16 protein-coding genes are annotated in these 13,866 nt (G+C 56.9%); 6 read left to right on the forward strand and 10 right to left on the reverse strand.

Annotated features, from left to right (window positions below; all coding sequences use genetic code 11):
* Together BM216_RS30335 and BM216_RS30340 are read right to left on the reverse strand one after the other, a co-directional pair.
* A complete protein-coding gene (locus tag BM216_RS30335; RefSeq protein ID WP_143102913.1) occupies positions 1-345 on the reverse strand; it encodes a hypothetical protein in 345 nt (114 codons plus the stop codon).
* Positions 346-473: 128 nt separating this feature from the next.
* A complete protein-coding gene (locus BM216_RS30340; protein ID WP_143102914.1) occupies positions 474-668 on the reverse strand; it encodes a hypothetical protein in 195 nt (64 codons plus the stop codon).
* A gap of 1,012 nt (positions 669-1,680) precedes the next feature.
* Between BM216_RS30340 and BM216_RS30345 the strand changes: the two genes are divergently transcribed.
* Together BM216_RS30345 and BM216_RS30350 are read left to right on the forward strand one after the other, a co-directional pair.
* On the forward strand, positions 1,681-2,799 hold the full coding sequence (locus BM216_RS30345; RefSeq protein ID WP_093003644.1) for a metallophosphoesterase: 1,119 nt from the start codon (positions 1,681-1,683) through the stop codon (positions 2,797-2,799).
* Between the two features lie 236 nt (positions 2,800-3,035).
* Positions 3,036-3,584, forward strand: coding sequence for a 2'-5' RNA ligase family protein (locus BM216_RS30350; protein ID WP_093003646.1), 549 nt, complete (start codon positions 3,036-3,038; stop codon positions 3,582-3,584).
* A gap of 9 nt (positions 3,585-3,593) precedes the next feature.
* On the opposite strand, the gene BM216_RS30355 is transcribed toward BM216_RS30350, so the two are convergent.
* The 5 genes from BM216_RS30355 to BM216_RS30375 form a co-directional block, all read right to left on the reverse strand.
* A complete protein-coding gene (locus BM216_RS30355) occupies positions 3,594-4,031 on the reverse strand; it encodes a DoxX family protein (protein ID WP_093003648.1) in 438 nt (145 codons plus the stop codon).
* Positions 4,015-4,986, reverse strand: a complete 972-nt coding sequence (locus tag BM216_RS30360) for an alpha/beta fold hydrolase (protein WP_093003650.1) — start codon at positions 4,984-4,986, stop codon at positions 4,015-4,017. Before BM216_RS30360 ends, BM216_RS30355 begins: the two co-directional genes overlap by 17 nt.
* A 77-nt stretch (positions 4,987-5,063) precedes the next feature.
* Positions 5,064-5,495 carry a DUF2177 family protein gene (locus tag BM216_RS30365; protein ID WP_093003652.1) on the reverse strand — a complete coding sequence of 144 codons (432 nt, stop codon included), beginning with the start codon at positions 5,493-5,495 and terminating at the stop codon, positions 5,064-5,066.
* Between the two features lie 22 nt (positions 5,496-5,517).
* Positions 5,518-5,889 carry a DUF2147 domain-containing protein gene (locus tag BM216_RS30370; protein WP_093003654.1) on the reverse strand — a complete coding sequence of 124 codons (372 nt, stop codon included), beginning with the start codon at positions 5,887-5,889 and terminating at the stop codon, positions 5,518-5,520.
* A complete protein-coding gene (locus BM216_RS30375) occupies positions 5,889-7,145 on the reverse strand; it encodes an SAM-dependent methyltransferase (protein WP_093003656.1) in 1,257 nt (418 codons plus the stop codon). Before BM216_RS30375 ends, BM216_RS30370 begins: the two co-directional genes overlap by 1 nt.
* Before the next feature lie 187 nt (positions 7,146-7,332).
* Between BM216_RS30375 and BM216_RS30380 the strand changes: the two genes are divergently transcribed.
* The 4 genes from BM216_RS30380 to BM216_RS30395 are packed head-to-tail and all read left to right on the forward strand — an operon-like array spanning position 7,333 to position 10,264.
* Positions 7,333-8,139, forward strand: coding sequence for a DUF1295 domain-containing protein (locus BM216_RS30380; protein WP_093003658.1), 807 nt, complete (start codon positions 7,333-7,335; stop codon positions 8,137-8,139).
* The gene (locus tag BM216_RS30385) at positions 8,136-9,167 is read left to right on the forward strand and encodes an SAM-dependent methyltransferase (RefSeq protein ID WP_093003660.1); all 1,032 of its coding nucleotides are present in this window, start codon (positions 8,136-8,138) and stop codon (positions 9,165-9,167) included. Before BM216_RS30380 ends, BM216_RS30385 begins: the two co-directional genes overlap by 4 nt.
* Positions 9,164-9,715 (forward strand): hypothetical protein, encoded by a 552-nt coding sequence (locus tag BM216_RS30390; protein WP_093003662.1) that lies wholly within the window; start codon positions 9,164-9,166, stop codon positions 9,713-9,715. Before BM216_RS30385 ends, BM216_RS30390 begins: the two co-directional genes overlap by 4 nt.
* Positions 9,716-9,736: 21 nt before the next feature.
* Positions 9,737-10,264 carry a lipocalin family protein gene (locus BM216_RS30395; RefSeq protein ID WP_093003664.1) on the forward strand — a complete coding sequence of 176 codons (528 nt, stop codon included), beginning with the start codon at positions 9,737-9,739 and terminating at the stop codon, positions 10,262-10,264.
* A gap of 230 nt (positions 10,265-10,494) precedes the next feature.
* Here the strand turns inward: BM216_RS30395 and BM216_RS30400 are convergent, their stop codons facing one another.
* The 3 genes from BM216_RS30400 to BM216_RS30410 form a co-directional block, all read right to left on the reverse strand.
* Positions 10,495-11,454, reverse strand: coding sequence for an NAD-dependent epimerase/dehydratase family protein (locus tag BM216_RS30400; RefSeq protein WP_093003666.1), 960 nt, complete (start codon positions 11,452-11,454; stop codon positions 10,495-10,497).
* A 91-nt stretch (positions 11,455-11,545) separates the two neighbouring features.
* A complete protein-coding gene (locus BM216_RS30405) occupies positions 11,546-12,439 on the reverse strand; it encodes a glycoside hydrolase family 16 protein (RefSeq protein WP_093003668.1) in 894 nt (297 codons plus the stop codon).
* On the reverse strand, positions 12,439-13,560 hold the full coding sequence (locus tag BM216_RS30410; RefSeq protein ID WP_177230990.1) for a glycosyltransferase: 1,122 nt from the start codon (positions 13,558-13,560) through the stop codon (positions 12,439-12,441). Before BM216_RS30410 ends, BM216_RS30405 begins: the two co-directional genes overlap by 1 nt.
* Between the last annotated feature and the right edge of the window lie 306 nt (positions 13,561-13,866).

Here is a 13,866-nt window from a genome sequence, read left to right on the forward strand (position 1 = left end):
TTATCTGAGCCGGATGCCAGCCACAGTCCTGATCGCAAGATCCCGCATCTCTTCTGTTGCCTTGGTCAGCATGGTAGCCCTGACATCTTCGGGCCGGCTTTTATCGATGGCATCTGAGAACAGCCGAAACTCTACTTGGCACGCCGCCATTGTTGCCTCAGCCAGCCCGTCGACCGTGTCATCAAGTTTGGCGAATTTCCCGGCGGCATAAAGGACGCATTTGCTCAATACCTGGTAGGCGCGATGCTCGTCCTGGGTCTTCGGCCGTTCCTGAGCACCAGTTGGCGAGGCAAAGAGCGCTAGGACGATTGCGACGCAGTATCTCATAGTGAATTTGTGCGCCAAACACTTGCTGCTGGCAACCCCCGGGACATTCACCACCGATCGGAATCTCGCTCTAGAAACGAACGGGATGCCCCGCCGCGTATTGCCGGGCGCCGGCGAGTGGCAAAGCCGCAAGCTCGTCGCTTGGGCTATGCAGCGCGCTTCAATCGATCTGTCCGATCACCGTCGTCGGCGTCAACCATCTCGTTGATCGAAATATCTTCCTGGTAGGCCTCACGCACGGCGCGAGACTGGGCACAAAGAGAGGTTATTAGCATGACGGTGAGAACCGACAGGGCTGATGCCGCGAGGATCACGGCGTAGAGGAAACGATGACTATGCATGCGCGCAATCCACCTGAGGGCTGTTATAGCGGCTTGCTCATACGCTTGACTCGACATTGCCGCAAGATTGCGACTTACCTTGCAACGATGGCACGTTCGTTGGGGCGTCAGGCCGTTACCGGAGCCTGTTACCGGTAGCCTTTCTTACCGGATGTCAGGCGAAGTGAGAAACTAACCTCCCAGGGGGTCAAATCCTCACTTCGCTTGACACCGGACCAACGACCTACTTGAAGGCTTGACGTTGTTCACCTGCGCGCCATGCCCCGATCTGAGAAGTCCGAAAAGATGAGGACGCAAGCGTCGGCAAGTCAGCCCTTCGCCCCTTAGTCCCCACTAGCTGTCCTTTGCCTCGCGCAAAGCTGTGTTTCGGCGCAGCCGCAGCTTGTTAGTGACATCATGCCTTCTCTACAATTGTCGCTCGTTGAAGGGCGGTGGCGCTTGAGGCCATTTTCGGCCAAAGGCACCGAGCCTTTCACATCACCAACGACGCGCATGGTTACGACATGCGACGGAGGATCCGGTGGAGGCTTTCTATTCTCGGGGCGGAGCGTCTGTTTATTTAAAAGAGCAGCACCCATCCCTCCGAATTGATTAAGCTCGGGTGAGTAGAGAAATAGGAAAATGACGTTCAATGACATGCTGTCTGTTGAAGATGAGGACGGTTTGGCGACTAGCGATCCATGACAGCGGCAACGACTAGTGCGACCACACGAAGAGCCACAGGATAAACAGAATAACCACGACGGCTGCGATCGCGACACACCACGCCGATCTTATCTGTCCTCGCGAGGCTTCTTCCTCTGCCCATATTCGGTCGACCTGTCACCAGTGCCGTAGGGGTCCTGATCTGACGGCGTCATTGACCTGTTTCTCCTGACGTAGAACCGAATTTACCTCCGGGTGTTCCACAGACCTTGCGCAGATGCGTTGATCTTACCACCTTCGAGTAGCGTTTCCCTCGGGGTACGTCGACCGCTTCGCCCTTCCTGCATTTCACATCCAGGCCTGCTTGATGTTTCACCTCATATTCAGTCTTCCGTGGCTGATTGTCGTTTTGCGCTTTATCGAGCCGATGCCCTGGCCAACAACCTTTAAGATTGTTGTCAGCGCCGTTCTTCTGGTCGCATCGCAATATCACCTGATAAGCCGCCTATCCTCAGGGTCGGTGCTTTCGCCGGAGTTTCCGCGTCCTGTTGTCATCGCCTTCAATGTGCTCTTTGGCGCGATCGCATTTCTGGCGGTTTTCCAGATCGCATTGGACGTCCTCTCGCTTGCGGTCGCAGCCGTGATCTGGCGATTTCCAGAGACGCCGCTCGAACTACGATACGGTATCGCAGCCCTTGCGTTCAGTCTGGCAGCCTATGGTGTCAGCCAAGCGGTACGCGTTCCGCCCGTGAAGACGATCGAAGTCGAGATAGGTGGTCTGCCCAAAGCCTTTGAAGGATATCGCCTCCTGCAACTGACCGATCTCCATATTAGCCGACTGTTTGCGAAAGCCTGGGCGAGCGAGGTTGTTGCCCGCTCCAACGTACTTGACGTGGATCTGATTGTTGTGACTGGCGACTTTATCGATGGCGACATTGACGTGCGACGGGAGGATGTCGCTCCGCTTGCGGGGCTTCGCGCGCGCGACGGCGTGATGGCGATCCCTGGGAACCACGAATATTATTTCGGCTACGAGGATTGGATGGCGCATGATGCCGGACTGGGTATCCGCATGCTCCTCAATCAGCATGCCGTAATTCGACGGGACGGCGAGGAGATTGTCATCGCAGGTGTCACGGATATAGCGGCAATCGGAGGGCCCTACCCGCCACCCGATATCGACGCTGCGCTGAAAAATGCCCCTAGTGGTGCGCCGGTCATTCTCCTTGCCCATCAACCGAGGATGGCAGCCCGCGCGGCCCGAGCCGGAATTGCTCTTCAGCTTGCCGGCCACACGCATGGCGGCATGGTGCGTGGGCTGGATCTGCTGGTTGCGCGCGGCAATGATGGATATGTCTCTGGCATGTATAGCGTTGGCGGCATGCAGCTTTACGTCAACAATGGAACAGGCCTATGGCCCGGGTTCGCACTCCGTGTTGCCGTCCCGTCTGAACTCACTGTTATCGTCCTGAAAGGAAGGATGTAGGGATCTTTTTGCCGGCACCTGATCGTCTCGGTCGATCCTTAACCGCTCGCTTCAACGCATTTGTATCGACCGCTTAGGCGTTTGGGTCCACGTTTTGAGCAATTCCCCGTCGTAAATCTGCGGGCATCTCGGCCTTGGCGCCAATTGGACCGAGGAGCTATATGGTGGTGACCTTGGAAACACAGTGCTCTTGTCTTCCTTAAAGGGCGATCGGATGTCGAGCGAAAGGACATTGATTGAAGACGCGTTTTCCCCTGATCCTCACCGCGTCCATTGCAGAGCGCGATCGCGAGCTTTTCGATGATCTGCGGCGCCAGCATTTTCCGCCGGACCGCAACTTACTGAAAGCTCATTTGACGATGTTCCACCGGTTGCCGGGCGAGTATCGTGAGCAGATTGTGGCTCAGATCACGATGAGTGCCTCTGCCGTTCGCGCGTTTGAGGCAAGCGTCGTCGGTATCCGTCATCTTGGAGCAGGCGTGGCGTTCGACATCGACAACGATGCCTTGGCGGCAGTGCGTGCCGAATTAAAATCCGCGTTCAAGGCCTGGCTTGGCCCGCAAGACATGCAGCCGTGGCGCCCACATATTACAGTGCAGAACAAAGTATCAAGGGTGATCGCCGATAGACTATACGGCGACCTGACGGTCGATTTTCGCCCACGTGCCATCAGAGTGATAGGCCTGGATCTCTGGAGATATCTGGGGGGCCCATGGCAACACGACAGCTTCATCCCATTCGCCAACGACAGCCGAGTTCCCGACGGCGCCGAAAACGGATCTTAGCCACGCGCTCTATCTGGCTTTGGACGCGCGATCGAACAATCGCGATCCGAAAGGCCAAGTGACGATGTCTCCAGCGAACAACGCTGCCCAGATGAAGACCGGCTGAAGTGGGAGCCGGATGATATGATAGGTCCATTCCCAGACCGACGAATCGCTCGCCCCCAAACCGTCCAACGCGTGCTTGATATTGGCAGGGAATACGCAACACGCGTAAAGAGCGAGTGTAGCAGCAGCAAGCCGGCTTACTCGTGGCGTGCAAAGACCGATCGCGCCCGCGATCTCGCATAACCCGGTCAGGGCAATTACCGTTTCAGGATGAGAAACCCAGGTTGGAGTGATCGACAAGAAGGGCTGCGGCCAGGTGAGGTGTAATATCCCGGCGACACAATAGAATACGGACAGGCTCTTGACGATCCGCGGACGCCAGGCCCTAGTTGCTGCGGTCATTTGCTATTTTCTTTTCAACCCTGCGGACGGCGGCGAAAAGATCTACCTTGCGGCCGGCAATGCGTTTGATCGCGGCAATCGCGAGATCCCCGGCAACATAGTCGGACTTGTGTCCGAGGTTATGGACGACGATCAACCTGGCGCCTGGGATATCACGCGCCAAATGCCGGGCATGGATGTCCGGAGAGACGATCTTGTCGGCATCGCCGGTGATGATGATCGTCGGCACCCTTATATGCCGATAGTGCTTGCTGGCCAATTTCGCCCAGTCGCTGAGTGCTGCAATTTCTCTCGCATTGTGTCGAAACGCAGCCGGACGAAGTGCCTGCACCGCCTTGGTGTCTTTGACGTATCCAGGAGGTGGCGAGTTGGGGGAGAACACAGCCTTTGTGGCGCGGTTGATCGCCAAAAGGCCGAGCGGCGGCACGACGAACGTCGTGAACAATGCGCCAGTGACCGGAGCACGCGCTGCATCGTAATACCAGGCCACTCCGCTCGACCACGAGTAGACGGCCGGAGATAGGAAAACGAGGCCGCGTATCTTGTCGGGATGGCGTATCGCCAATGCCGCAGCTATTGCACCGCCGAATGAGTGCCCGACGATGATCGCCCGGCCAATGCCGCGCTTTTCCATCAGCGTCGCGATCGCATCGGCTTGCCCATCGGGCAAAATATTCTCGGGCCCACCCGGATCCGACCGTCCATGGCCTGGCCTGTCGACAAATAAAAGCGTCGCCCTGCCCTCGAGCTTTTTGCGAAACGACAGAACCGGATCATAAAGGCTCGTGCTTGCACCATGAATGAAAACGATCGGCGGAAGATCTTTCCGCCGATCCGCTTCGATGAGAATGCTGTTGAGATAATAGCCACCGACATCGATCCGCACCGGGGGCGCTTCGCGATCCCGCGCTACGGCCTGTCCGAAACTCATTGACCAGCAGATGAGCAGAGACATCAGAAAGATGCTGGAACGTCGGGCGCGCACCTGCCTACCCGTCACCGCCACGGACCGTTTATGCTCAGGCACTCCGTTCACCGCCCAACCTCTTTGTGGATCGACATGCGCAACAGACGCGCGGTCACCCGATAGCCGGCACCACTTGCGATGGCGGAGAGGAATGTGCCCCAGCATAGATCGGCGATCGTCAAGGCCGTCGACCAGCGTATCAGGGTCGCCTGGTTGGTCAGGTCATAGGTGGCGTAGGCAGTAAAGCCCATCACAGCGCCCGAGAGGATTGCCACTTGAAGCGATCCTTGGTTGAAGGCCGGCCGAACCGCGAGAAAAACCAGTCCGACGGGATAGATCAGATAAAAAATGACTGCCGGAACCAGCCTGAACTCCGGCGCCAGCATGTCGCCGATCGCCGGACGGTATAGCAGGTCGGCCATGGTGCTGAGCCACACGGCATCGATCAGGACCATCACGATCAACGTCACGAGATAGGCAACGACATACTTCCTCATCGGCATTTCCTTTTTGTCGCGCTCAATCGAGCCGTGTCCACTCGATGCCCTTGCACAACAGACCGGCAACGATGCAGCCTTTCGTCGTCATCGTGTCACCCTTGACGTTCACCGTGAGCCGGTAGGTCAGGTTGCGTTGCGGATCAAACGCGCTGCCGGAATAAATGCCGTCTGCATCGGGCTTGATCGTCATAACCAGCTTGTCGCCCTTCTTCTCCTTCGGCGTGCCAGGCTTGATCCAGGTATTGACCGCGCAGATATCGGAGCCACATGGCGCGATCGTCACCCTGGCGTTTCCATCGCCTCGGGCCCAGCGGCCATCAATATCGGCGGCACCGGCGGCTGTTGCCGATGCGAGGCAAACACCGATTGTCACAATGCTGATCGTCCTCATCACAAACCTCCTCCCTGCTGCGCCGGTGCATGCTCGACCGTGTAGAGCCCGACACTGATTGTCTCTTCCTCAAAACCCGCCTGGCAGTAACAGAGGTAATAGAGCCACAGGCGCCGAAATCGCTCGTCGAAGCCGAGCGCGGCAATCTGGGGCCAGTGCTCTTCGAAACGAATTCGCCATTCTGCCAAGGTGCGGGCGTATGACATCCCGAAATGCTCGATTTCGCTGACGGCGAGACCCGCATCGGCAACCGACGCCAACAGGGCGTTGTCGGATGGCAGAAAGCCACCTGGAAAGACGTATTTCTGGATGAAGTCGGTGCTGCCGCGATATGTCCTGAACCGCTCTTCTTCGATCGAGATGATCTGCAGGACGGCACGGCCGCCAGGCTTCAGGCACCGTTTCAAAGCATCGAAATAGCTTGGCCAGTAGGCCTCGCCGACAGCTTCAAACATCTCGATGGAGACGACGCGGTCAAACTGGCCGTTGATGTCGCGATAGTCCTGGAGGAGGAGCGTGACATCCCCTGACAGGCCAGACTGCTCGATGACAGCGTTGGCGAAGGAAAGCTGTGAGGGCGACAGGGTGATCCCGGTCACCTTTGCCCGGTTTACCTTTGCCAAATGTGTAGCTAGTGCGCCCCAGCCACAGCCGATTTCGAGAACGGTCTCTCCGCCTGCAAGCTTCAGATTTTCGGCGATCAGATCAAGTTTTTTGGCCTGCGCTTCCTCCAATGTCGACGTCGTCTCGTCGAAGATCGCAGAGGAATAGAGCATGGAGGGATCAAGCCAAAGCGCATAAAAATCATTGCCGAGGTCGTAATGCGCCTCGATATTCCTACGGCTGCCACGCTTGGTGTTGGCGTGAAACAGATGCTTGATGCGATTGACGATACGCATTGGCAAGCCGCCTTCGATTGCGGGCGTCAGAGCATTGCCATTCCTTGCTGCGAACCGGATCACTGCGGTAAGGTCCGGCGTGGTCCAATCGCCTTCGATAAAACCTTCGGCAAATCCGATATCGCCTGCAGCAAGCACACGGCGCAACATCCGCCAACTTCGGATCAGGATGACCGCCTCGGGACCGGGGTGAAAGCCCTGCTTGTTGATGACCTGGCCGGATGGAAGCACGATCTTGATATGACCGTATCGTATGCCCCGCAAAAACCGCTCGAGGATCTTCCCTGCCCAGCCGAATTGAGCAGGCGCCTGAGAAAGATCAAGTTGCGTTCCGGTGATCTCGTCTGACCAGCTCATGCCATCTCCCTCTGTCCGTTACGAGGATTTCCACGATGCATATGCAGGACGTTACGAGCGCTAGCGGCTTTCAGTTTCGTCGCGTGAAAAAAAATCTGTTTTTTTCTGATCGCCATGAAACTGGTCGCGTCGTTTCTTCGTAGATCGCACGAAAGCACCGAGACATTTCTTTGCGCGCGAGGTCGCTATGGACATGGTTTTGCTGGTCATCATCGCATTGTGGCTGTCGCTGGCCATGGGCGGCGCATGGGCAATCCAGCGCCTAACCGGCCTCAGTGGATGGATCGATACGATCTGGTCATTTGCAGTCGGGGTCGGCGGGATCTTTGCAGCGATCTTTGCGCACGGCGCGTTTGCGCGTCGCATCACCGTTTTGGTGATCGTCGCCGCCTGGGCACTCAGATTGGGCAGTCATATCGGCTCGCGGACCAGAGGTGCCGGCGAGGATCCTCGCTACGCGAAGTTCATCGAAGAATGGGGTAAAAGCGCCTCGTCGCGGCTGTTCATCTTTTTACAGATCCAGGCGCTCGCCGCCTTCATTCTCGTCCTTGCAGTCTATATGGCAGCGACAAACGACGCCCCCTTCCCTAGCATTCCTGATGTCCTCGGCATCATCATCGCCGCCCTTGCACTTGCAGGCGAAGCCTTCTCGGACCTGCAACTGAGCCGTTTTCGCAAGACGCCGCAAGCTAAGACGGACATTTGTGAAACCGGTCTCTGGCGGTATTCGCGTCATCCGAATTACTTCTTTGAATGGCTGTTCTGGTGCTCTTGGATTTTCCTTGCCGCTTCAGCCGAGATTGCAAGCTGGCTGTCGCTGCTTGCCCCGCTGCTCATGTACTTTCTGCTCGTACATGTCTCCGGCATCCCGCCGCTTGAAGACCATATGCTGCGCTCGCGCGGCGAAAAATTCCGCGCCCTGCAAAGGCGCGTCAACGCCTTTTTCCCCGGCCCCAGAAAACACGATACCCACCTGGAAGGAGAGTTGAAATGAACATGCTGGCCTTCGCCATCAACACCGCCGAACGAGCGCCTTTGACCGACGGCATGACGCTCGCGGGCATCGACTTTCTCTGTGCCCGGACAAAGCGCCGTTTGGCGGCCACGATAGCCGACACGGAAAATCTGTTTGTCGATGCGATGAACCAATACCCTGTGGCCATCCATTCGAAAGACGCCAATCGCCAGCATTATGAAGTGCCCTCCTCCTTCTTTTCGCGGGTTCTGGGCCCAAGGCGAAAATACTCCTGCTGCTTTTATCCGAGCGAGAATACGCCCCTTAATGAGGCAGAGGTTTTTGCGCTTGCCGAAACGGTCAAGCATGCCGCGATCGAGGACGGCATGTCGATCCTGGAGCTTGGCTGCGGCTGGGGTTCGCTTTCGTTTTATCTCGCAGAGACTTTCCCGAACTCACGCATTGTCTCCGTCTCCAATTCCGCCTCACAGCGCGCCTTCATCACGGCTGTGGCCGATCAACGCCGGTTAACCAATCTGTCGGTGATAACAGCCGACATGAATGATTTTTCGATCGATCAGCGTTTTGATCGCGTCGTCTCGATAGAAATGTTCGAGCACATGTCGAACTGGCGGACGCTTTTTGAACGTGCCCGGGACTGGGTGACGCCGGAAGGCCGCCTTTTCCTGCATGTCTTTACCCATAAGGACCGATCCTACCGCTTCGATCATGCCGATCCATCCGACTGGATCGCCCATCATTTCTTCACCGGGGGGATCATGCCGGCGCATGATCTGCCGCACCGTTTCGAAGATCTGTTTATAGTTGAAGAGGAGTGGCGGTGGTCGGGGCGCCATTATCGTCGCACCGCACTCGACTGGCTTGCCAATTTCGACCGGGAAATCGATCGCATCCAACCGATCTTCGCGCAGGTCTACGGCAAGGACTCCTCGCTCTGGCTAAGGCGGTGGCGGTTGTTCTTTCTTGCGACTGCCGGGCTGTTCGGGCACGACAACGGAGATATCTGGGGGGTGGGTCACTATCTGCTGAAGCCTGCAAGGCCATGAGGGCGCAAAAGGCATCTCTCGATCCTCTTACCCGGGCGACGGTGACGATCGCTTGGGTCATATGTCTCAACAAGCCATTTTACCCGATCTATGTCTGGTATCTGGTTGGCCATGGCGTCTCAACGTCGCTCGGTTCTCTGCTAGCGGCGCCGGCTTATCTGGCGATCCCGTTCTTGGCGCGGCGATCACCAATCGCAGCGCGGGCTGCGCTTCCGCTTGTCGGGGCATTCGACACCCTGTTCGAGACGCAATTGTTCGGCCAGGCTTCCGGAACGGAGTTGTTCTTCGGCGCCTGCATCATGCTGGTAGCTGTTTCGTTTCGCGCCGACGAGAAGTGGATCCAGCGCGGCCTGGCAGTCGTCGTATTCGCCGTCTTCTTTCTTTCGCGTCATAGCGGCGGCCCGCCGTATTATGGCTGGAGTGGCGCGGATCTTGCCGCGCTTTCTAATCTCAACATCTTTGCGGTCGCATGCCTGATGGCCTTCATCGCCATGAGGTATGCGGGCATCGCGATCAGGGCAGGCCCAACGAACGGGAACAATCTCTAGGAACACACACGGGAGGATGTCATGCAGCATTTCTGGAAATGTCTATTACGCGCGCTGTGCCTTGCCGCAGCACTTGCACCGCAGGCCACGACCGCAGCCGAACCAGACGTGGTCAAGGTCGGCAACGACCATTACCGTGGAACATGGCTGGAGATCGGTCGCCGGCCGATGTGGCTGACCGACGGCTGTGTCGCTGGTTACTCAACCTATCGCCGCGGCAAAACACCTGATCAGGTGCTTGTCGAGGACGGTTGCCGCGTCGGTAGCCCAAATGGTCGGTTAAAGACGGTGAGGGGGATAGGACGCATAACAGATTTCAACGGTGACAGGGCGAAGATGCGTGTCCGCTATCCTCTGTTGATCACTTTCAACTATTGGGTTCTTTATAAATCGCCGGACAAGACCTGGTTCATCAGCGCCGACCCGCACATGACCAACCTCTGGATCTACGCGCGCACTGTGCCGTCCAAAGCCAAATTGAAGACAATGGTTCGAAAGGCAAGAGAGCTTGGTTACGACGTGCAGAAGCTGGAGTTTCCCGAACTGTGAAATCCTGCCAGCAGTCGGCCGGAAAAGATGATCGGTCGCTTTAATCGCCGCAAAAAAGCTAAATCCAAACAAGAAAGATTGCGGCCGCCGCCGGCTCAAAAGGCGGCGTTCAATCTGACGCGCGAAACGGCCCGAAAAGCGAAAGAAGATGACCGACCGTCATCCGCCACCCCTCCGACCTGAGGTGAATGGCTTCGAAGGCAGTCATCCGCGTCAACCGCCAGACGTCTTTAGGTAAAGGCGCCCTGAGTATCTTTTTGCCAGCGCTGCATGACCGTCTCTAGCGAGGACGGGAACTGAAACTGATGCGACATCAGCCAGGTCGGATAGATGTCGGTCGAGCGAACAAGTTTCGTGACCCGGTCGGGATGGATGCCGATATTGAGGAAGCCGACGGCACCCAATCCGGTTGCCGCCGTTGAGACGAAGGCACGCGGGAGAAGGTAGGATCGGGCTCTCGGGAAATGGTGCTGGATGAGCACGGTGACGATCTGCTCGAGCGTGTAGCGGTCGGGATAGGCGCCGTTGAACAGGACGAAGGGCTCGGGCTGGCTTTGTGCGAAGGCGAGCGCATCGAGTAGGTCCTCGACATAAATGCAGGCTTTGATTGTGTCCTTCCGGCCGGGATAGATGAAGAAACCCTTTTTCAGTAGTTTGGCCAGTCTGGTGAAGTTACCCCCCTCGCCCGGCCCGAACACTACGGCTGGTCTAACGATCGTCAGCTTGCGCTTGGGCTCGCGATCGAGCCAGCCGCGATGGATCTGTTCAGACAGAAGCTTTGAATAGCCGTAGGCGGATACAGGTGCCGGCACACTGTCTTCCGTTTTCATGTCCTCGCTTGGTCCGTACACGGAGATGGAACTGGTAAAAACGATCTCTGGGATGGCAAGGCGATCCGCTAGTCTGGTGACCTGGAGAGCGCCGAGGACATTGGTCTCGTAATATTCGTGGTTTTGATGGCCGGGGGTCGTATGGATCGCGGCAAGGTTGTAAATGCGGTCTATTTGACCTTCTAGGTGAAATTCCGACAGGTCGCGCACATCAGCTTGCCGATAATCGACACCAGGCAGGTTTTCGCGCGGGGGTTTGAGGTCGACCGCGACCACCTGCGCACCTGCGGCACTCAACCGTCTTATCAGATGCGTGCCGATAAAGCCTGATGCTCCCGTCACCAGATAACGCTCGGTCATTTCCTGTCTCCAGCTTATGCCAGTCGGTGATCGCCAAGGCGACACGCGACAGTTGATTTTGACGTGTAGTCATACGTCCGATGGCTCCGGATCATTCCGATACGGTCGGCCTGGCGGCGCCGATATCGACCTTGTCTCCTGGGCAAGATTGCTGCTCGGGCAATGGTTTGAAGGTGTAGGCATGAATGTAGTCGATCAGCATGACCGACGGATCGGGGGTCTTGTCGATCGGCCAGCCAGATCCGAGTGCTAGATTGGCCATCAGCAGCAACGGGTTCTTGTGGCTTGCCGGCGTATCGACGCGCCAGATCGGCCGCCGATCTAGATAGAAGGTGATAAACTTGGGATCGACCTGGACGCCATAGGTATGGAAGTCGTCGCTCAGACTGCCCGGAGGAACCTTTGTCAGGTTTGTCTTGGGGTCACTGCGACCTTGGTGCCAGACGTGGAGGACCGAATAATATCCGTCACGGGCATGGCCATAATATTCGATGACATCGACCTCAATCGATGGCTCCGTCCAACCGGGCGGCGCGCTCGTTGCAAGCCAAAAGGCAGGCCAGACGCCGGGGCCGTCAGGAAGTTTGGCACGCGCCTCGAAATATCCGTACTGCGCGGCAAAGCCCTTGTTCTGTGCGTCAGCGGAGGCGATTAGGCCACTGCGCCATTGGCCGCTCTCATCCTTTTTTGCCGTAATCGACAAGATCCCGTCTTTGACTGTGAACGGGAATGCGTCGCCCGGATCGGTAAAGACCGCGTCGCCAAAATCGCCATTCCACGGCGTGTGGGCGATCCAGCGTTTGTCGCCGATCTCTCTTGAGGCGACGCTCAAATCGTCGAATTCCTCTGCGAAAGCTGACTGGAGGAGACAGAAGTTCACACTCTCCTCGGCTGCCAGCTCGCGGGTTGTCAGGCTGAAGAACGCTGCACCGGAAAGCGTTGCCACACAGGTCGCGGTGAGCGCGAGTTTTGAAAACCGCTTCATCAGGATGCCCTTTTGGTATTGGAGAGCAGGCTCTTCGTCATTTCCACATGCCGGCGGATGTAGGCCGCGCAGCCCATATCCGGATCCCCCATCCGGGCCTGAGCCCGTAATGCTTGCTTCTGCATGGCTGGAGGATCGGCAGCCAGTCGCCTTACTTGCCGCAAGATCTCGGCTGGATCTTCCGGGCGAACGTAACAGACCGCATCGTCGTCGAAATAAGCGCGCAGCCCCCCGGTGTCCGATGCTATGATGGGCAGACCAAATAGGGCGGCCTCCTGGACGACCGTGATACCGCTGGCATGAACATTCTGCTTCAGCGGCACCAGCATCAAGGAGGCCTGTCGCAGCGCTTGCGTGAGATCTTCGTTCTTGTCGACTTTAGTGACTTTGACGTTCCGGCGAATTTTCGCCAGCGATGCGCTCGCGGTCGAGGACAGGATGATCAATTCGATCCCCTCTTGATCCCCAAGCGCTGCGACGGCGCTTTGCCAGTCCCGATGACGGTCATTTCCGACGCAAAGAACACGCAAGGGATAGGTCTGCCTTGCCCGGACCGGTTCCACCGCCTCGTTCGGTATGCCAAAGCGCACAAACTCGATTTTCTTTTCCGGAAACAGAGATTTTGCGATTAATTCATTGTCCGGCGAATGTACCGTTAGGATATCGACCTCACGGATCAGCTTGCGGTACAGCCAACGATGGACCGGCCAGAGGCTTGGCCACTTGTCAAAAAGCCAGACTGCCTGGCCGATCAGCTTTGGCCGCTTTGCACCTTTCGGCAGGTTGGCCAACAGCATGGCTACAGCGAGAAATTGCGATTCCGTATGGGTCCAAATCACATCGGCACTCAAGATGCGATCACGGTTGGCTTTGGCGTGGACGTAGTCGAACCCGAGCAACAGTCGCAGAGCTAGACGGATGGCCTCCGTCGCTCTGCCTTTCCCGGCGGGCTCCGAAAAACTCACTTTGCAGCCCATCTCATTGGCACGTGCGTAGCCATAGGGCGACGGGTCATTGACGCCTACCAACGAGCGTTGTTCAAACGCGTGTCGCCACTGCTCTGCATCATGTCCTGCAGCCAGATGAACGTAGACGTTGAGCGACCGCATATGTGTGTTCACCGTCATCCTCATGCGAAAGCGCGGCTTTCAGAGCAGCAAGCATTGCCTGCCGCAATCGAACGACCGCAGCATTATCTGTGTCTCGGAAATGATCAGACGGACGACCGGGGAACCTGCTTGAAGCTTCTCCGGTGCACCCTCTTTTATTTACTGGTTAATGGTGACTTAAATTTCCACGAAGTCAAACATATTTTATATTACATTACTTACTTTTCCGTACTTTTCTTCTGTGTTGACTGACTTACCCGCCATAAATTAATTATCTACACACCACTCCAGTTTATTAATAGACCGGATATTTATCTT

The sequence above is a fragment of the Rhizobium sp. NFR07 genome, from assembly GCF_900111905.1.
Classification (GTDB): Bacteria; Pseudomonadota; Alphaproteobacteria; order Rhizobiales; family Rhizobiaceae; genus Neorhizobium.